At 68.9% G+C, this 18,543-nt stretch carries 20 protein-coding genes; 10 read left to right on the forward strand and 10 right to left on the reverse strand.

Going from position 1 to position 18,543, the window contains the following annotated elements; genetic code table 11:
* Positions 1–17: 17 nt before the first annotated feature.
* Complete coding sequence (gene can / locus QRN67_RS26425) at positions 18–752, reverse strand: carbonate dehydratase (protein WP_285414245.1); 735 nt, start codon at positions 750–752, stop codon at positions 18–20.
* A gap of 29 nt (positions 753–781) precedes the next feature.
* On the reverse strand, positions 782–1,177 hold the full coding sequence (locus QRN67_RS26430) for a MerR family transcriptional regulator (protein ID WP_081269634.1): 396 nt from the start codon (positions 1,175–1,177) through the stop codon (positions 782–784).
* A gap of 120 nt (positions 1,178–1,297) precedes the next feature.
* Here QRN67_RS26430 and QRN67_RS26435 point away from each other — a divergent pair, with 120 nt between their 5' ends.
* The 4 genes from QRN67_RS26435 to QRN67_RS26450 all read left to right on the forward strand — a co-directional run bounded on the left by QRN67_RS26435 (position 1,298) and on the right by QRN67_RS26450 (position 5,441).
* Positions 1,298–2,368, forward strand: a complete 1,071-nt coding sequence (locus QRN67_RS26435; RefSeq protein WP_285414247.1) for an MBL fold metallo-hydrolase — start codon at positions 1,298–1,300, stop codon at positions 2,366–2,368.
* Positions 2,369–2,377: 9 nt separating this feature from the next.
* Positions 2,378–3,685 (forward strand): leucine-rich repeat-containing protein kinase family protein, encoded by a 1,308-nt coding sequence (locus QRN67_RS26440; protein ID WP_285414249.1) that lies wholly within the window; start codon positions 2,378–2,380, stop codon positions 3,683–3,685.
* Entirely contained in the window at positions 3,682–4,602 is a 921-nt protein-coding gene (locus tag QRN67_RS26445) for a pseudouridine synthase (protein WP_285414251.1), read from the forward strand. Before QRN67_RS26440 ends, QRN67_RS26445 begins: the two co-directional genes overlap by 4 nt.
* A 68-nt stretch (positions 4,603–4,670) precedes the next feature.
* The gene (locus QRN67_RS26450; RefSeq protein ID WP_285414253.1) at positions 4,671–5,441 is read left to right on the forward strand and encodes an SDR family oxidoreductase; all 771 of its coding nucleotides are present in this window, start codon (positions 4,671–4,673) and stop codon (positions 5,439–5,441) included.
* A 16-nt stretch (positions 5,442–5,457) separates the two neighbouring features.
* Here QRN67_RS26450 and QRN67_RS26455 read toward each other — a convergent pair whose 3' ends face one another.
* From QRN67_RS26455 to glyQ, 7 genes are read right to left on the reverse strand one after another with little or no spacing between them, the layout of a single operon-like run.
* On the reverse strand, positions 5,458–6,429 hold the full coding sequence (locus tag QRN67_RS26455) for a M48 family metallopeptidase (protein ID WP_285414254.1): 972 nt from the start codon (positions 6,427–6,429) through the stop codon (positions 5,458–5,460).
* 17 nt (positions 6,430–6,446) lie between these two features.
* Positions 6,447–7,217, reverse strand: a complete 771-nt coding sequence (locus QRN67_RS26460; protein WP_081270145.1) for a lysophospholipid acyltransferase family protein — start codon at positions 7,215–7,217, stop codon at positions 6,447–6,449.
* A complete protein-coding gene (gene gmhB, locus QRN67_RS26465) occupies positions 7,217–7,795 on the reverse strand; it encodes a D-glycero-beta-D-manno-heptose 1,7-bisphosphate 7-phosphatase (RefSeq protein WP_081270146.1) in 579 nt (192 codons plus the stop codon). The genes QRN67_RS26460 and gmhB overlap by 1 nt, the downstream gene beginning before the upstream one ends.
* Entirely contained in the window at positions 7,792–8,325 is a 534-nt protein-coding gene (locus QRN67_RS26470) for a DUF6036 family nucleotidyltransferase (RefSeq protein ID WP_285414256.1), read from the reverse strand. The genes gmhB and QRN67_RS26470 overlap by 4 nt, the downstream gene beginning before the upstream one ends.
* On the reverse strand, positions 8,315–8,644 hold the full coding sequence (locus QRN67_RS26475) for a hypothetical protein (RefSeq protein ID WP_081270148.1): 330 nt from the start codon (positions 8,642–8,644) through the stop codon (positions 8,315–8,317). The genes QRN67_RS26470 and QRN67_RS26475 overlap by 11 nt, the downstream gene beginning before the upstream one ends.
* A gap of 25 nt (positions 8,645–8,669) precedes the next feature.
* Positions 8,670–10,811 (reverse strand): glycine--tRNA ligase subunit beta, encoded by a 2,142-nt coding sequence (gene glyS, locus QRN67_RS26480; protein ID WP_285414257.1) that lies wholly within the window; start codon positions 10,809–10,811, stop codon positions 8,670–8,672.
* Between the two features lie 3 nt (positions 10,812–10,814).
* On the reverse strand, positions 10,815–11,723 hold the full coding sequence (gene glyQ, locus QRN67_RS26485) for a glycine--tRNA ligase subunit alpha (protein ID WP_056577308.1): 909 nt from the start codon (positions 11,721–11,723) through the stop codon (positions 10,815–10,817).
* A 200-nt stretch (positions 11,724–11,923) separates the two neighbouring features.
* Here glyQ and QRN67_RS26490 point away from each other — a divergent pair, with 200 nt between their 5' ends.
* The 3 genes from QRN67_RS26490 to QRN67_RS26500 are packed head-to-tail and all read left to right on the forward strand — an operon-like array spanning position 11,924 to position 14,594.
* Positions 11,924–12,901, forward strand: coding sequence for a diacylglycerol/lipid kinase family protein (locus tag QRN67_RS26490; protein WP_285414260.1), 978 nt, complete (start codon positions 11,924–11,926; stop codon positions 12,899–12,901).
* An 18-nt stretch (positions 12,902–12,919) separates the two neighbouring features.
* Entirely contained in the window at positions 12,920–13,741 is an 822-nt protein-coding gene (locus QRN67_RS26495) for a metallophosphoesterase family protein (protein WP_285414262.1), read from the forward strand.
* 10 nt (positions 13,742–13,751) lie between these two features.
* Positions 13,752–14,594: a phosphatase PAP2 family protein gene (locus QRN67_RS26500; RefSeq protein ID WP_285414263.1), complete on the forward strand. Its 843-nt coding sequence runs from the start codon at positions 13,752–13,754 to the stop codon at positions 14,592–14,594.
* 11 nt (positions 14,595–14,605) lie between these two features.
* On the opposite strand, the gene QRN67_RS26505 is transcribed toward QRN67_RS26500, so the two are convergent.
* Positions 14,606–15,676 (reverse strand): asparaginase, encoded by a 1,071-nt coding sequence (locus QRN67_RS26505; protein WP_081270152.1) that lies wholly within the window; start codon positions 15,674–15,676, stop codon positions 14,606–14,608.
* 148 nt (positions 15,677–15,824) lie between these two features.
* On the opposite strand from QRN67_RS26505, the gene QRN67_RS26510 reads away from it, so the two are divergent.
* The 3 genes from QRN67_RS26510 to QRN67_RS26520 all read left to right on the forward strand — a co-directional run bounded on the left by QRN67_RS26510 (position 15,825) and on the right by QRN67_RS26520 (position 18,530).
* Positions 15,825–16,514, forward strand: a complete 690-nt coding sequence (locus QRN67_RS26510; RefSeq protein ID WP_172839924.1) for a TetR/AcrR family transcriptional regulator — start codon at positions 15,825–15,827, stop codon at positions 16,512–16,514.
* 157 nt (positions 16,515–16,671) lie between these two features.
* On the forward strand, positions 16,672–17,259 hold the full coding sequence (locus tag QRN67_RS26515) for an NAD(P)H-dependent oxidoreductase (RefSeq protein WP_285414265.1): 588 nt from the start codon (positions 16,672–16,674) through the stop codon (positions 17,257–17,259).
* Complete coding sequence (locus tag QRN67_RS26520; RefSeq protein ID WP_285414267.1) at positions 17,256–18,530, forward strand: amidohydrolase family protein; 1,275 nt, start codon at positions 17,256–17,258, stop codon at positions 18,528–18,530. Before QRN67_RS26515 ends, QRN67_RS26520 begins: the two co-directional genes overlap by 4 nt.
* Positions 18,531–18,543 lie beyond the last annotated feature (13 nt).

Below are 18,543 nucleotides of genomic sequence, written 5' to 3' on the forward strand. Positions count from 1 at the left end.
GACGGCGCTGCCGCCGCTCAGGTGGCCGCGGTGGTGCCGTCGACCTCGGGCTGCGCCGCCGTGATCGACTTCACCGATGCCCCGGGCTTGCTCCACTTGTGGCGGATGCGCTGCACCGCGGCCTTGTAGATGGCGTCGAGCGGCTGGGTGCCGTCCACGCTCAGGCCGAGGTCCTGCAGCAGGCCGTCGTGCACGCCGAAGGTCCAGCCGTGGATGCGGACCTTCTGGCCGCGCGCCCAGGCGTCGACCATGACGGTGCTGACGGCCACGTTGACCACCTGCTCGGCCACGTTGAGCTCGCACAGCGCATCGACGCGGGCTTCCTCGTCGGGCAGGCTCTCGAGCATCACGTGGTGGCGGTCGCGCACGTCCTGGATGTGGCGGATCCAGTTGTCGGCCAGGCCGATGCGCTTGCCGCTGAGCGCGGCCTTGACGCCCGCGCAGCCGTAGTGGCCGACCACCATGATGTGCTCGACCTTCAGGTGCTCGACCGCGAACTGGATCGCCGAGAGCGCGTTCAGGTCGGAGTGCACCACGATGTTGGCCACGTTGCGGTGCACGAACACTTCGCCCGGTTCCAGGCCGGTGATCTGGTTGGCGGGCACGCGGCTGTCGGAGCAGCCGATCCACATGTAGCGCGGCGTCTGCTGCTTCACCAGGCCGGTGAAGAAGCCGGGGCGGTCACGCTCCATCTGGGCGGACCAGGCACGGTTGTGGGCGAAGAGGTCGTTGAGGTTATCGGTGTCGGACATAGTCAGCTATTGTCGATGAGTCGTGTTTTTCAGGCTTTGGCAGCCTTTTGCGCCCTGGCCAGCGTGGCGCGCCCCTTTTTCTCATGTTCGCGGACTTCCGCAAGGTTGGCTTGCAACTCGGCCAGCTGCGCCTCGAGCTGGGCACGGTGCGCGCCCAGCACGCCGAGAAACTTTTCCAGCTGCGGCACCGTGTCGCGCGGGCTGTCGTACATGTCGAGGATGTCCTTGGCCTCCGTCAGGCTCAGGCCGAGGCGCTTGGCGCGCAGCGTGAGCGTGAGCCGGGCGCGGTCGCGCGCGCTGTAGATGCGCTGCAGGCCGGCGCGTTCGGGCGTGAGCAGGCCCATGTCCTCGTAGAAGCGGATGGCCCGCGTCGTGAGGTCGAATTCCTTCGCGAGCTGGCTGATGGTGAAGGTTTGCGCAGGCATGACGACGGTGGAGGCGAAAGGGACGCCGAAAGGAGGGTTACCGGGGCGACAGCAGGTTTCCCCCGCGATCCCTACAATGGAGCCCTCATTCCATGACGTTTACGTAAACGTCAATCTTACATGAACCTCCTCGAACGCGAACTCCACTATCCCCTGGGCGACACGCTGCCCCAGCCCGGCGAAGCCATGGAAGTGGCGCCCGGCGTGCGCTGGATCCGCATGCGGCTGCCCTTCGCGCTCGACCACATCAACCTCTGGCTGCTGCGCGACACCATCGACGGCGTGGCCGGCTGGACGGTGGTCGACTGCTGCATCGCCCACGACGAGGCCCGCGCGCAGTGGGAACAGATCTTCGAGACGCAGCTGCAGGGCCTGCCGATCCTGCGCGTCATCGTCACCCACATGCACCCCGACCACATCGGCCTGGCGCACTGGCTGTGCCAGCGCTGGAACGTGCCGCTGTGGATCAGCTCGACCGACTACCACGTGGCGCGCGTGCTCAGCACCGCCGGCGACACCCTGGCCGGCGGCGAACAGGCCGCGCGCTTCTTCGCCTCGCACGGGCTGACCGACCCCGAATCCATCGCCAAGATCCGCGCGCGCACCAACTACTACGCGAACATGGTGCCCTCGGTGCCCGACAGCTTCGTGCGCATGCTCGACGGCGACACCGTCATGATCGACGGCCATGCCTGGCGCTGCATCAGCGGCTACGGCCATGCGCCGGAGCACATCTCGCTGTACTGCGACGAGCTCAAGCTGCTGCTGGGCGGCGACATGATGCTGCCGCGCATCTCCACCAACGTGAGCGTGCATGCGGGCGAGCCCGAAGCCAATTCGCTGCGGCTGTTCCTGGACAGCATCGACAGGTTCAAGGCCCTGCCGGCCGACGCGCTGGGCCTGCCCTCGCACGGCAAGCCATTCACCGGCATCCACCGCCGCGTCGACCAGCTGCAGGAGCACCACCGCGACCGACTGGCCGAACTGCTCGAAGCCTGCGTGGCGCGCCCGCTCACCGCGGCCGAAGGCCTGCCGATCCTGTTCAAGCGCGAACTCGACCTGCACCAGATGACCTTCGCCATGGGCGAGACCGTGGCCCACCTTCACCTGCTGTGGTTCTCGGGCCAGGTGAAGCGCGAGCTGGGCAAGGACGGCATCTACCGCTTCGGCCCCCAGGCCACCACGGCTTAGACTCTCCGGATGGACGACACGCTGGCACAGCTGCGCGCGGGCCGGCTGGCAGGCGCAACAAGAATCGACCTCTCGTGCGGGCTCACCGAGTTTCCGCGAGAGGTTTTCGACCTGGCCGATTCGCTCGAGGTGCTGAACCTGTCGGGCAATGCGCTCGACACCCTGCCCGACGACCTGCACCGCCTGCACAGGCTGCGCGTGCTCTTCTGCTCCGACAACCGCTTCACCGAACTGCCCGAAGCCGTCGGCCGGTGCCGCAGCCTCGACATCGTGGGCTTCAAGGCCAACCGGATCCGCAGCGTGCCGGCCGCCGCCCTGCCGCCTTCGCTGCGCTGGCTGATCCTGACCGACAACCGCATCGAAGAGCTGCCCGATGCGCTCGGCGCCTGCACGCGCATGCAGAAGCTGATGCTGGCGGGCAACCTGCTGCGCGCGCTGCCGCCTTCGATGGCCGGGCTCGAACGCCTCGAGCTGCTGCGCATCTCGGCCAACCGCTTCGAGACGCTGCCCGAATGGCTGCCGACGCTGCCACGCCTGTCGTGGCTCGCCTGCGCCGGCAACCCCTTCGACACGCAAGCCGAAGACGCCGCCATCGCAGCGCAGTCGGTGCCGCATGTCGACTGGCATGAGCTGACGCTGGGCCGCAAGCTCGGAGAAGGCGCATCGGGCGTGATCCACCAGGCGACGCTCGGCGCATCGCAACAGGTGGCGGTCAAGCTCTTCAAGGGCGCCGTCACCAGCGACGGCTGGCCGCACAGCGAAATGGCCGCCTGCATCGGCGCGGGCGCGCACCCCACGCTGATCGCCGCGCAAAGCCGCATCGACGGGCATCCGCAAGGCACCGAAGGCCTGGTGATGGGGCTGGTCGACCCGCGCTTCAGCACGCTGGCGGGGCCGCCCAGCCTGGCATCGTGCACGCGCGACGTCTATGCGGACGAAGCACGCTGGCCCGCGGCCATCGCCCTGCGCATCGCGCGGGACATCGCCTCGGCCATGCAGCATCTGCATGCGCGCGGCATTCTTCACGGCGACCTGTATGCGCACAACATCCTGCGCAGCCCCGAAGGCGAAGGCCGGCTCGGCGACTTCGGCGCGGCCTGGATGACCGGCTCGCTCGGTGAGGCCCAGGCACGTGCATTCCAGGCGCTCGAAATTCGCGCCTTCGGCTGCCTGCTCGAAGAGCTGCTCGAGCGCTGCACCGATGCCGTGCCGGCCTCGGTGAGCGCCTTCAAGGACCGCTGCCTGCAGCCTGTTCCCGCCGCGCGGCCTTCGCTTGCCGAGGCGTTGCCGCTGCTGCGGCAGGCAACCGCGCGATGACGAGACGCCGTCCGCCGCAGCTGCCGCTGCCCACGCGCGACGGCGTGGGGCCAAGCTGCGTCGGGCTGCCGCACGGCCCATGGCCGACCATCGCCGAGTTCCTGATCGAGCGCTTCCCCGCCATCACGCGCGAGGCCTGGCTCGAACGCATCGCGGCCAACGACGTGATCGACGAGCACCACGTGCCGGTGACGGCGCAGCGCCGCTACCAGTCGCCGCTGCGCGTGTACTACTACCGCTCGCTCGACAACGAAGTGCACATTCCTTTCGAGGAGCAGGTGGTGTTCCAGGACGACCAGCTGCTGGTGGTCGACAAGCCGCCTTTCGTGCCGGTCACGCCCACCGGCAAGTACCTGCAGGAAAGCCTGCTGGTGCGGCTCAAGCGCAAGCTGAAGATCGACGACCTGGTGCCGCTGCACCGCATCGACCGCAGCACTTCGGGGCTGGTGCTGTTCTCGGTGCGCCAGGAAACACGCGGCGCCTACCAGGCGATGTTCCCCGAGCGCCGCATCGACAAGCACTATGAAGCGGTCGTGCCCTGGCAGGACGGCGTCTCGTCGGTGCCCTCCACCTACCGCAGCCGGCTGGTCGACGACGACCATTTCATGCGCGTTCGCGAGGAGCCCGGCGAACCCAACTCGGAGACGCACATCGAGCTGCTGGCCGCGCGCGACGGCCATGCGCTGCTCAAGCTCTCGCCCGTCACCGGCCGCAAGCACCAGCTGCGCGTGCATTGCCTGGCGCTGGGCATGCCGATCGTCAACGACCCGATCTACCCCGTGCTGCTGCCCGAGAACACCGACGATTTCGACAAGCCGCTGCAGCTGCTGGCCAAGTCGGTGGCCTTCACCGACCCGGTCACGGGCGAGCCGCGCCGCTTCAGCAGCCCCCGGAACCTGTCGCTGGCACCAAGGTGACGCGGGCCGGGCGCGGTGCGCACTAAGCTCGTTTCCTGAAAATCTTTCATTCAGGAGACAACCGCACCATGGACACCACCCAACTCTTCTCGCTGAAGGGCCGCACCGCACTCATCACCGGCGGCTCGCGCGGCATCGGCCGCATGATCGCCGAGGGCTTCCTGGCCCAGGGCGCGCGCGTGTACATCTCGGCGCGCAAGGCCGCGGCCTGCGATCAGACGGCGAAGGAGCTGTCGGCCTTCGGCCACTGCGTGTCGCTGCCGGCGGATGTGTCGACGGTGGAAGGCGCGCAGAAGCTGGTCGAGGCCTATGCAAAGCACGAAGGCACGCTCGACATCCTGGTGAACAACGCGGGCGCGGCCTGGGGCGCGCCCTACGCGGAGTTTCCGGAAAGCGGATGGGACAAGGTGGTGGACCTGAACCTCAAGACACCGTTCTTCCTGACCCAGGCGCTCACGCCGATGCTCAAGAAGGCCGCCACGGACCACCTGGCGAAGGTGATCAACATCGCCTCGATCGACGGCATTTCCGTCAATCCGCAGGAAACCTACTCGTACGCCGCCAGCAAGGCCGGCCTGATCCAGCTGACGCGGCGCATGGCCCTGCGGCTGGCGCAGGAGCGCATCGTGGTGAGCGCGATCGCGCCCGGCGCCTTCGCTTCGGACATGAACAAGGACGCGCGCGACCACGGCGACGAGGTCAAGGGCCGCATTCCCGCCGGGCGCATCGGTGTGCCGGAAGACATGGCGGGCGCTGCCATCTACCTGGCGTCTCGCGCGGGCGACTATGTGATGGGTTCGACGCTGGTGGTGGACGGCGGCGTCACGCACGCGCGCTGACACTCAACCAAGGGCTTCAGGACCAGCGGGGAACCGCTTCGTCCTTGAGCTGCCGGCGCAGCTGGTCGTAGTCGGGCACCACGCTCTCGACGGTTTCCCAGAAGCGGTGCGAATGGTCCATCACGCGCAGGTGGGCCAGTTCATGCGCGACCACGTAGTCGATCACCGGCATGCGGAAATGAATGAGCCGCCAGTTGAGCCGGATCGACCCGTCGGCGCTCGCGCTGCCCCAGCGCGTGGCCGCGTTCGACAGCGACAGCTTCTGCCAGCGCACGCCCAGCAGCGGCGCGAAATGGTCGAGCCGCTCGATGAAGAGCTTGCGCGCCTGCCGCGTGAGCCAGGCCTGCGCCGCGTCGCGGATCTGCGAAGGCTCGGCGTTCTGCGCTACCGCCAGGCGCAGAACGCGCGGCCCGTCGCCGACTTTTTCGTCGAGCGTGCCGCCCACGCTGGCAAAGCCGTGCTTCGGGTCGAGCCGGATCACCACCGGCTCGCCGAGGAACGGAAACTCCGCGCCGTCGCGCCACTCGATGCGCGTGGCCTCGACGCGCGCGTGGCGCTGCTGCGTCTCGGCCAGCTTGCGCAGGATCCAGTCCGACTTCTCGCGGATGGCCGCGTCGACATCGCGCAGCGCCACCCAGCGCGGCGCGCGCACCGACAGGCCCTCGGCCCCGACCAGGAAGCCGATGGTCTTGCGGTTGCCGCGCTTGAATTCATAGGCCACCCGCGCAGAGCCGAGCACCAGTTCGCGCGTGGCCTTCGGATGCGCGAAGCTGGCGAGCGTCAGCGTGTCGGCCAGCGGCACGGCCGGCGGGCCGGGCACCAGGTCGCGCGGCGCAGGCGGCGCGGCGGGAACGATGGCGGGAGGCGCGGCCACGGGGCCGGCAGGCTTCTTCGCGCGGCGCGGCGGCTTGGGTGCCGGCGCACGCGGGGCGAACTCGCTCCCCAGCCCTTCGAACAGGTCGAGCGTGAACTGCAGCAGGCCCCCCATGGCGGGTTCTCTTTCGTTCAGCTCGCCGCTTCTTGCTGCAGCTGCGGCGGGCTGTCGCGATAGGCCTCGGGGTCGAGGCGGCGCATCTCGGCCTCGATCCAGGCCTCGACCTCGCGCATCAGCTCGTCGGGCTTGCGGCCGACGCTGGAGATGGCCGGGCCGATCGACACATCGACCACGCCCGGGCGCTTGATGAAGGCCTTGCGCGGCCACACCTTGGCCGAGGTCACGGCAATGGGAATCACCGGCACGCCGGTCTCGCAGGCCAGCCGCGTGCCGCCGCTCTTGTAGGTGCCCTTCTGGCCGCGCGGAATGCGCGTGCCTTCGGGGAACATGATGATCCAGATGCCTTGCGCCAGCAGCTTGCGGCCCTGGTTCACCACCTTGTTGAAGGCCTGCGCGCGCTGGCTGCGGTCGATGTGGATCATGTCCAGCCGCGCCATCGCCCAGCCGAAGAACGGGATGTAGATCAGCTCTTTCTTGAACACGTAGGCCAGCGGGTGCGGCATCAGCGTGGGCATCAGGAAAGTCTCGAGCGTGGACTGGTGCTTGACCAGCAGGATCGCGCCGGCGAGCTTGTCGGTCGGCAGGTTCTCCATGCCGCTCACGCGCGTCTTGATGCCCAGCAGCACGCGCGCGCCGCCGATGGCCCAGCCGAGCCAGCGCTCCGCCATCCAGTAGAGCGGAATGCCGCGCTTCCAGAGCGAGCTGACGCACATGATGATGCCCCAGGGAATCACGGTGACGAGCATCCACAGCGCGTGGAGAACGGAACGGAAAAACGCCATCAGACAGTCACCTGCAACGCGGCCCGCGCTTCGCGCGCGAGCAGAAAATCGACAAAGGCGGCGAGATCGGTGTGGACCACCGTGTTCGCCGGGTATTCGGAAGGCAGCGGATCGACGCCGCGGCAGGCCGCGCCCATGCCCGTGAGCAGGAGGTGCGGCTCGCAGCCGGCGGCCGCGCCGGCCTGCAGATCGCGCAGGCTGTCGCCCGCGGTCGGCACGCCTTTCAGATCGATGCCGTAGCGGTCGCCGATCTGCAGGAACAGGCCCGGCTTCGGCTTGCGGCAGTCGCAGTCCTCGTCGGGGCTGTGCGGGCAATAGAACACCGCGTCGATCCTGCCGCCCACCGCCGCCAGCATCTTGTGCATCTTGGCGTGCATGGCGTTGAGCGAGGCCATGTCGAAGAGCCCCCGGCCCAGGCCCGACTGGTTGGACGCGATCACCACGTGCCAGCCCGCATGGTTGAGCCGTGCCACGGCTTCCAGCGCACCTGGCAGCGGCGTCCACTCGATGTCGCTCTTGACGAAGTCTTCGCGGTGCACGTTGATCGTGCCGTTGCGGTCGAGGATGACGAGTTTCATGAATGCACTCCCGCTTCGATGCGACGCCGTTCGATCCAGTCGCCAATTTGCGCCACCGGGTATTTCGCCACATCCAGCAACGCAGCGCGCTCGCGCAGGACCACCGGCGACACCAGCTTGAGCCTGAGCAGCTCGCGCACGAAATCGGCGTCTTTCTCGCGTCCCGCCACACACTTGGACAACGCCAGGTCGTGCAACTCCGGACACACCACCGTCAGTTCACCGACATAGTGAAGGCTGGCGCGCTGCATCCAGTCGCCCGGCATCACCGCCGTTTCCGGGCCCACGCCGTCCGCGTGATAGCCGAAGGTGTCGTCGAAGCTCGACAACGCGCCGATGGCGCCATCGATCAGGTCCGACTTCTCGGGATGCAGCGCCGGATAGAGATCGAGTTCGCGCGAGACCAGCAGGCTCTGCGGCGCATCCTGCAACAGGAAGAGCAGCGCCTGGCTGCCGACTACGACAAACGACTGCTCCTGCGCAATCGCGGCCGCCGCGCGCAGCACATGTTCCGCTTCGCTACGCTGCATGTGCGCCTTGCCGCGCCGCACGCAGGAGTTCGCCGCGTTCGCGCTGCGTCATGAGGACGCCGACGGGAGAAACATTGCGCAGCGCCACGGCGTGGTCGTCGGTGCCGCAAGTAGCGGCCTCGATGGCATCGACACCCGCCGCCAGCATGGCCCGCCACTCGTTCCAGTAGGCGTCGGACCGGGTCGCTCCGGCCAGCGCCTGCCATCGTTCGAGCGTTGCCGAAACATCCGCGATCCGCCCCGGATCGGCACGCAGTCGCGATACCGCCAGGCGGTGCGCCTGGAGCAGGAAATCGTCGATCTGTTGTTGCCGGTTCATGGGGCGAATTATCGAGCGCGGAAACTCAGACGGCCAGCCGCTCGAGCTGCGCCACGCGGTTCATCGCGGCGTGCAGCGACATCAGCAGGCCCAGGCGGTTCAGCCGCAGGTCGGCCTGCTCGGCATTGACCATCACGCCGTCGAAGAAGGCGTCGACCGGCTCGCGCAGCGCGGCCAGCGTCTGCAGCGAGGCGGTGTAGTCGCCGGCTTCGAACTGCGCGTTGGCGGCGGGCACGACCTGCGCCATGGCTGCGTGCAGCGCCTTCTCGGCGGGCTCCTGCAGCAGCAGTTCGCTGACGTGCGCGTCGGCCTCGGGGGCCTTCTTGAGGATGTTGCCGATGCGCTTGTTCGCGGCGGCCAGGGCGGCGGCGGCGGGCAGGGCGGCAAAGGCGCGCACCGCCGCAAGCAGCTTGGGCACTTCGCCCAGGCGCTGCGGGCGCGGCGCCAGCACGGCGTCGACCTCCTGCGCGCTGGCGCCCTGCTCGCGCAGGCTGCCGGCGAGGCGGTCGAGGATGAAGTCCTGCAGCTCGCCCGTGGCGCGGCCGCTGTCGAAGCCGGCGATGCCGCCGAACTGCGCGGCGGCGTCCTGCAGCAGCGCATCGAGGCCCAGCGGCAGGTCTTTTTCGATCAGCATGCGGATCACGCCGAGCGCATGGCGGCGCAGCGCGAACGGGTCGCGGTCGCCGGTGGGCAGGTTGCCGATGCCGAACATGCCGACCAGCGTTTCCAGCTTGTCGGCCAGCGCGACCACCAGGCCCACGCTGTTGCGCGGCAGCTCGTCGCCGGCAAAGCGCGGCTTGTAGTGGTCCTCGATGGCGTCGGCCACCGCGGCGTCGAGGCCGTCGTGCCTGGCGTAGTAGCGGCCCATGGTGCCCTGCAGCTCGGGGAACTCGCCGACCATGTCGGTCACGAGGTCGGCCTTGGCCAGTTGCGCGGCCTGGGTGGCTTGCGCGGCCAGCGCCGGGTCGCCCAGCTTCTCGGCAATGCCGCGCGCGATGCGCATCACGCGCTCCACGCGCTCGCCCTGCGTGCCCAGCTTGTTGTGATAGACCACCTTGCCCAGCGACTCGACGCGCGAGGCCAGCGACTTCTTGCGGTCCTGGTCGAAGAAGAACTTGGCGTCGGCCAGGCGCGGGCGCACCACGCGCTCGTTGCCGCCGATGACCGCGCTCGCGTCGTCCGGGCTGATGTTGCTGACGACCAGGAACTTGTTGGTGAGCCTGCTCGATGCGTCGAGCAGCGGAAAGTACTTCTGGTTGGCCTTCATCGTGAGGATCAGGCACTCCTGCGGCACTTCGAGGAACTCGCGCTCGAAGCTGCAGACCAGCACGTTGGGGCGCTCGACCAGCGCGGTCACTTCGTCGAGCAGCGCGTCGTCGTGGATGGGCACCGAGCCGCCGCCGACCTTCACCGCCGCCGCGGCCAGCTGGCGCGCGATTTCGGCGCGCCGCGCCTCGAAGCCGGCGATGACGGCGCCTTCTTCCTGCAGTTGCAGCGCATAGCTGTCGGCGTTGCGCAGCACGACCGGATCGACCGCCGCCTCGAAGCGGTGGCCGTGGGTGTCGCGGCCGGCCTTCAGGCCCAGGGCCTCGATCGGCACCACGGTGTCGCCGTGCAGCGCCACCAGGCCGTGCGCCGGGCGCACGAAGCTCACGCTGGTCCAGCCCGGCAGCTCGCAGCCGCTTTCGAGCTGGTAGCTCATGACCTTGGGAATCGGCAGCTTGGCGATGGCTTCCGCCAGCGCCTTCTGCAGGCCTTCGGCCAGCGTGGCGCCCTTGGCGGTGCTTTCGTAGAACAGGGCTTCGGCCTTGCCGTCCATCGCGCGCTTCAGGCCGGGCACGGCCGAGGCGTCGGCACCCAGCGCGCCCAAGCGCTTGAGCAGCGCCGGCGTGGCCTGGCCCGAGGCGTCGAGGCCCACGGCCACGGGCATGAGCTTCTGCGACACGGCCTTGTCGGCGGCGCGCTCGGCCACGTGCGTGAGGTGCGCGGCCAGGCGGCGCGGCGAGGCGTACGGCGTGAGCACCGCGCCGGCCTCGGCCAGGCCTTGCGCCACGAGCTGTTCTCGCAGCACGCCCGCAAAGGCGTCGCCGAGCTTCTTCAGCGCCTTGGGCGGCAGTTCTTCGACAAACAGTTCAACCAGCAGGGAATTCTTCATGGGACTCGTCATGGCTCAGGCCGCCTTCTTCGGTGGCATTTGTGCGACCCATTCGCGCGGGGCCATCGGAAAGCCGAGCCGCTCGCGGCTGTCGTAGTAGCTCTGCGCGACGCTGCGCGCCAGATTGCGGATGCGGCCGATGTAGGCCGCGCGTTCGGTCACGCTGATCGCGCCGCGCGCGTCGAGCAGGTTGAAGCTGTGCGCGGCCTTGAGCACCTGCTCGTAGGCCGGCAGCGCGAGCTGCTCGGTCATGAGGTGCTTGGCCTGCTTCTCGTGCGCGTTGAAGGCGGTGAAGAGGAACTCGGCGTCGCTGTGCTCGAAGTTGTAGGTCGACTGCTCGACCTCGTTCTGCTTGTAGACATCGCCGTAGCTCAGGCCGTCGGTCCAGGTCAGGTTGTAGACGTTGTCCACGCCCTGCAGGTACATGGCCAGGCGCTCCAGGCCGTAGGTGATTTCGCCGGTGATGGGCTTGCAGTCGATGCCGCCGACCTGCTGGAAATAGGTGAACTGCGTCACTTCCATGCCGTTGAGCCAGACTTCCCAGCCCAGGCCCCAGGCGCCGAGCGTGGGGTTCTCCCAGTCGTCCTCGACGAAGCGGATGTCGTTCTTCTTCAGGTCGAAGCCCAGGGCTTCGAGGCTGCCGAGGTAGAGCTCGAGGATGTTGGAGGGCGCGGGCTTCAGCACGACCTGGTACTGGTAGTAGTGCTGCAGGCGGTTCGGGTTCTCGCCGTAGCGGCCGTCCTTGGGGCGGCGGCTGGGCTGCACGTAGGCGGCTTTCCAGGGTTCAGGGCCGAGGGCGCGCAGGAAGGTGGCGGTGTGCGAGGTGCCCGCGCCCACTTCCATGTCGTACGGTTGCAGCAGCGCACAGCCCTTGTCGGCCCAGTACGACTGCAGTTTGAGAATGATTTGCTGGAAGGTCAACATGAAGCTGGCCGGCGGGGCCGGACATTGGACGGTAGCGCGGCGAAGCACCGCGAAAGCGGGCGATTTTACGTTCGGAGGGCAACTCTCCCACAGCGGCTCGGGAAGTCGCCTGCTCGCGCAGTGGCGCCGCGGGTGAGACAACACCCCACCCCGTACAAATCCGCCCGCCTCCGCCCCGCGCCGCCCCACCTTCCAGAAACATGCCAGCGCCAGAAACCGGACCCGACTCCCCCCTGTTCATCGTGCTCAATGCCGGCTCCGGCAGCGAGGACGCGGCCGAGGCCCGCCGGGTCATCGAGGAAGGCTGCGCGGCCGCCGGGCGCAAGCACCGCATCTTCCTGATCGACGGGCCCGGCCGGGTCCAGGCGCTCGCGCGCGAAGCCGTCGAGCGCGCCCGCGCCGTGGGCGGCGTGGTGGTGGCCGCGGGCGGCGACGGCACCATCAACGCGGTGGCCCAGGCCACGCTGGGCAGCGGCTGTGCCTTCGGCGTGCTGCCGCAGGGCACCTTCAACTACTTCAGCCGCACCCACGGCATTCCGCGCGACACGGCGCAGGCACTGCACATCCTGCTGACCGAGCAGCCCCGGCCGGTGCAGGTCGGGCTGGTGAACGACCGGGTGTTCCTGGTCAACGCCAGCATGGGCCTGTACGCCGAATTGCTGGAAGAGCGCGAGACCTACAAGGCGCGCTACGGCCGCAGCCGCTGGATCGCCCTGGGCGCCGGCCTGCTGTCGGTGCTGCGCGGCCACCGGCACTGGAACCTGCGCATGGCCTGGCGCGGCAACGAGCGCGACATCCGCACGCCCACGCTGTTCGTGGGCAACAACCCGCTGCAATTGCACCAGGTCGGCATTGCCGAGGCCGACGTGCCCGAGCAAGGGCAGCTGGCGGCCATCGTGCTCAAGCCCGTGGGGCCGCTGTCGATGCCCGGCCTGCTGGTGCGCGGCGCGCTCGGCCGGCTCGGCGACGCCGACGAGGTGCTGAGCTTTCCGTTCGAGTCGCTCACTGTGAAAGCCCCCCGCTCGCCGAGCAAGGCGGGGGCACGCCGCGTGAAGGTGGCGACCGACGGCGAGATCGGCTGGGCCGACATGCCGCTGCTTTTTCGCGTGTCGCCCGAGCGGCTGTGGCTGGTGCGCCCGGCGCAGACGGCGCCGGAACTCGAAGCGGCGCGCGAATGAGCGTCCAATGAGCCCCCGATGAGTTGCCTGCTGCAGATCTCCGACCCCCACTTCGGCACCGAGCAGCCTGACGTGCTTCAGGCGCTGGAGCGGCTTTCGGCCGCGCTGTCGCCGGGGGTGGTGGTGTTCTCCGGCGACATCACGCAGCGCGCCACGGTGGCGCAGTTCGCGGCGGCGCGCGCCTTCGCCGACAGGCTTGGCGCACCGGTGCTGGCGGTTCCGGGCAACCACGACATTCCGCTTTACCAGCTGGCCGCGCGCGTCCTGTCGCCCTACGCGCGCTACAGCCAGGCCTTCGGCGACGACCTGGAGCCCGAGTTCGAGTCGCCCGAGTGGCTGGTGGTCTCGGTCAACACCACGCGCTGGTACCGGCACGAAGACGGCGCGGTCTCGCCCGCGCAGGTCGAGCGCGTGGCGCAGCGGCTGGCCTTGGCCGCGCCGTCGCAGGTGCGCGTGGTGGTGACGCACCAGCCGGTGATGGTCACGCGCACGCAGGACCTGGGCAACCGGCTGCATGGGCGCGAGCGGGCGGTGGCGCGCTGGACCGCGGCGGGTGCCGACCTCATCCTGGGCGGGCACATCCACCTGCCGTTCGTTCGTTCGCTGCACGACGCGTTCTCGGGCTGCGCGCGCACGGCTTGGGCGGTGCAGGCCGGCACGGCCGTGTCGTCGCGCGTGCGCGCCGGGTATCCGAACTCGGTGAACGTGGTGCGCGCGGACATCGCCGATGGCCGTCGCGCGTGCCGGGTGGAACGATGGGACTACGTGGCGCGCGACAAAGCCTTCGGCTGCGCTGAAGTATTCGGGCTTTCTCTTGCCAGTGAAGCGGTGCGGCCTTAGGGTGCGCCGCATGTCGACGGAAGCCTCTCTTGCACCCCTCTCCCCTCTTTCCCCCCTTGTCGTCGCCGCCCAGCAGCTCGGCGCGCACGCGCTGCCCTGGTTCCTGTGCCTTCTAGCGCTGTCGGTGCTCGGTGCCGGCGCGGCCTGCCACGTGCTGCAGAAGCGCCACTTCAAGACGCAGGACACCGAAGAGCCCAGCGAGCCGCGCATCGCGCTCGGCCTCGCCTCGGGCTTCGTGCTGATCCTGCTGGCGTCGAGCCTGTTCGCATGGATCGCCTCGAACATCTCCGATGGCCGCGTGCTCGGCCAGGCTGACCACGCGCTGACCGATGCCATCGCCACCCACTTGCCGTGGGCGGCGCTGGTGACGTTCAGCTGGATCACGCACCTGGGCGACGCGGCCTTCCTCGGCCCGGTGTGCCTGCTGGTGGCGGCCGTGCTGTGGTGGCATGCGCACCGGGGCCTGGCACTGGGCTGGATGCTGGCGCTGGGGGGCATCGTGGTGCTGAACCCGGCGCTCAAGCACATCTTCGAGCGGGCCCGTCCATTGCACGAACACGGCCTGGCGCTGGAGACGAGCTACAGCTTTCCCAGCGGCCACAGCGCCGGCGCGATCGTGAGCTACGGAATGCTGCTGTACCTGGTGTTGCGCACGCTGCCTGCGCGCTGGCATGTGCCGGGTGCAATGGCCGCCGCCGGGGCCATCGTCACCATCGCCTGCAGCCGCATCTTCCTGCAGGTGCATTTCGCAAGCGATGTGGCGGCCGGCCTGCTGACCGGCTTCGCCTGGCTGCTCGTGTGCGTGGGCAGCCTGGAGTACGCGCGGCACCGCAAGAGCCGCACCGCGCGCTGAGCCCCGCGGGCTCAGTACTCCCAGAAGATCCGCTGCAGTTCCTTGGTGTCGCTGGTCTTGGTCAGGGCGACCATGGCCAGGATGCGCGCCTTCTGCGGGCGCAGGTCGTGCGCCACCACCCAGTCGTACTTGTCGTCGGGCTGCTCGGCGTTGCGGATGACGAAGCCGTCGGGCACGCGCGAGCTGCGGATCACGATCACGCCGTCGGCGCGCGCCTTCTGCAGGTTGGGCACGATGCGGTCGGCCACCGAGCCGTTGCCGGTGCCGCCGTGGATCAGCGCCTTGACGCCGCTCTTGGCGATGGCGTCGATGGCGATCGACGACACGCCCTCGTAGCCCATCGCGATTTCCACCGGCGGCAGCGCGCTGATGTTGTCGATGTTGAACTCCGAGTTCATGGTGTGGCGCTTGACCGGCGCGCGGAACCAGTAGTTGCGGCCCTCGACCACCATGCCCAGCGGACCCCACTGGCTGGAGAAGGCGCTGGTCTTGATGTTGACGTTCTTGCTCACGTCGCGGCCGCTGTCGATGTTGTCGTTCATCGTCACCAGCACGCCCTTGCCCATGGCGTCCTTGCTGCCCGCCACGCTCACGGCGTCGTACAGGTTGAGCGCGCCGTCGGCCGACAGCGCGGTGCCCGGGCGCATCGAGCCGACCACCACGATCGGCTTGCTGGTGTGCACGGTGAGCGTCAGGAAGTAGGCGGTTTCCTCGAGCGTGTCGGTGCCGTGCGTGATGACGATGCCGTCCACGTCGCTCTGCTTCGACAGCGCCGACACGCGCTTGGCCAGCGTCAGCAGGTTGTCGTTGGTGAGGCTTTCCGATGCGACCTGGAACACCTGTTCACCGCGCACGTTGGCCACCTTGGAGAGCTCCGGCAGGCCTGCGATGAGCTTTTCGACACCGACCTTGGCGGCCGCGTAGGTGGCGCTGTTGACGGCCGATGCGCCCGCGCCCGCGATGGTGCCGCCGGTCGCCAGGATCACCACATTGGGGAGCGCCTGCTGTGCCTGCGCGAGCGCACTGGCGGCCAGCAATGCCGCGCCGGCCGCGAAGGCCCTGAAACGGGGGGAAAGATACATGGAGAGCTCCTTGGTTGAAATGAATTATTCGAGGCGGCGAGGAAGATACATGAACCATGCCGGCATGCCTTGCGCGCTCATGCCGGCATGGCATGCGTCCATGCGCGAAGGATTACCATCGACCGCGCGCACTGCTGCCACCCTTGCCATGAACGCCGAATCCGCCGCCCTTCCCGCCCCGACCGCCGTGACTCCCGCCCAGGAAATGCCCGCGCCCGACGGCCCGCTGTCGCGCGCGCGCCCGGGCCGCGAACGCATCATGGCGGCCATCCGCACGGCAGCGGTGGCGGAGTTCAGCCTGCACGGGCTCAAGGGCACATCGACCCAGGCCATCGCGGCGCGCGCGGGCCTGACCAAGCCCCAGCTGCACTACTACATCGCGGGCAAGGAAGAGCTCTACGAAGAGCTGCTGATGCAGGTGCTGCATGCGTGGAAGGTGGTGTTCTCCTTCGAGGACGCGAGCGACCCGGCCACGGTGCTGGGCGACTACATCCGCAAGAAGCTCGACCACGCCATCGACAGCCCCGAGATGTCGCGCATCTTCACGCGCGAGATCCTCGACGGCGGGCGCAACCTCGACCGCTACTGGCCCAACGCGCGGGCGTGGACGCAGAAGAAGGTCGACGTCATCAACGGCTGGATCGCGCGCGGGCAGATGCGCCCGCTCGATGCGCGCATCCTGCTGATGCACATCTGGGCCATGACCCAGAGCTACGCCGACTACGCGATCCAGACGCGCGTGATGCTCGGCCTGCCGCCCGACGCACCGATCGACCGCGAACCGATCGCGCGCGAACTGGTGGCGTTCGTGCTGGGCGGCTGCGGCATCAAGGCGTAGCCGGGTGGGCGGCACGGCCGCCGCGCACCTCCGCAGTCGCCGCGTTGCACGGATTCGGTGCAGCAGCGGCGTGCCCACCGCGCTTTCCGGGCCACAGCCGCTGGCACGTCGCTTGCATAACCTGACCACTTGCTCTGATTAAGCGGTCAAAAACACCATGCGCGTGCTCGTCGTCTACTGCCACCCGGTCGAAACCAGCTTCCATGCCGCCCTGCACCAGGAGGTGCTGAAGAACCTGCGCGCCGCCGGGCACGAGGTGGACGACTGCGACCTCTATGCCGAGGGCTTCAACCCGGTGCTGTCCCGCGAGGAACGGCTGGGCTACCACGACGTGCCGTCCAACCAGCTGCCGCTCGCGCCCTACGTGGAGCGGCTGCAGTGGGCCGAGGGCATCGTGTTCTGCTTCCCCACGTGGTGCTTCGGCCTGCCGGCGATGCTCAAGGGCTACTTCGACCGTCTCTTCATGCCCGGCGTGGCCTTCGACATCAGCGACCCGGCCAACGTGAAGCCGATGCTCACGCACATCAAGCGCATCAGCGCCGTGGTCACCTATGGCCGCCCGCGCTGGATGGCGATGTACATGGGCGACCCGCCACGAAAGATCGTGACGCGCTACATGAAGCGGCTCACCGGCCAGAAGGCCAAGGTGGACTACCACGCCCACTACCACATGAACATCGCGACCGAGCCCCAGCTCAAGCGCTTTATGGCGCGCGTGGGCCAGGCGATGGCGCGCTTCGCATGAACGCGCCCGCGCACATCGACAACCTGCGGCTGCCGCGCTGGCTGCTGCCGGCGGACTGGCCGCTGCACGAGGGCGTGCCGGTGCTGGCGCGCATCGAGATCGAGGCGGGCCGCGTGCACTCGGTGCGGCCGATGCACGCTGCCGACCTGCCCTCCTCGTCGGGCTGGGACGCCGCCGGCAGGCTGGCGCTGCCCGGCTTCGTCGACGCGCACACGCACCTCGACAAGACTTTCACGCTGCCGCGCATGAAAGAGGTGCGGCCGGGCCTGCTCGGCGCCATCGACGCGATGCTCGCCGACCGCGTGCACTGGACATTCGCCGACGTGCGCGAGCGCGCCTCGCGCGGCCTGCAGTGGGCCTGGGAATGCGGCACCACGCATGTGCGCACGCACGTCGACTGGTGGGAGCCCGAGTCGCTGCCGATGGCCTGGCCGGTGATGGCCGAACTCGCGCAGGAATGGGCCGGCAAGGTGCGGCTGGAGCAGGTGAGCCTCATCAAGCTGCCGCTGTTCGAAGACGCGGCGCAGGCAATGCGGCTGGCCAAGCAGGTGAAGGCCACCGGGCCGCATGCGCTGCTCGGCGGCTTCGTGCACTCCACCAACTGGAGCGAGAACGCGCTGCGCAACCTGCTGGTCGCGGCGCAGGCCTGCGACCTCGACATCGACCTGCATGTGGACGAAGAGCTCAACGCCGCAGCAGTCGGGCTGCAGACCACGGCGCGCATCCTGCGCGAGATCGGCTATGAAGGCCGCGTGGTCTGCGGCCACATCTGCGCGCTCTCCGTCCAGCCCGAGGCGCAGGCCTTCGCCACGCTCGACGCGGTGGCGCGTGCGCCCATCACCGTGGTGTCGCTGCCCGCCACCAACCTGCTGCTGCAGGACGCCGTCACCGGCCGCACGCCGCGCCAGCGCGGCATCACGCTGGTGAAGGAAGCGCGCGAGCGCGGCATTCCGCTGCTGTTCGCGAGCGACAACGTGCAAGACCCCTTCTGCCGGCTCGGCAGCTTCGACCCGGTGGAAGCGCTGGGCACCGCCGCGCTGGTGGCGCAGCTCGACGAGCCCTTCGACAGCTGGTCGCAGACGCTGTGCCGCGGCGACTGGCTGCAGCGCGCGCCGGCGGCATCCAGCCCCACGCTGGTCGGCGCCAGGGCCGATCTCGTGCTGTTCACGCAGGCCGACCGCCACGGCTGGCCCTCGCGCACCGCCCCCCGCGTGGTGCTGCGCGACGGCCGGGTGACGCACGGCGACGCGACGCCTTTCTTCACCAAGTAAAGAACCCAAGGAC

It is taken from the genome of Variovorax sp. efr-133-TYG-130, from assembly GCF_030208835.1.
Lineage (GTDB): Bacteria > Pseudomonadota > Gammaproteobacteria > Burkholderiales > Burkholderiaceae_C > Variovorax.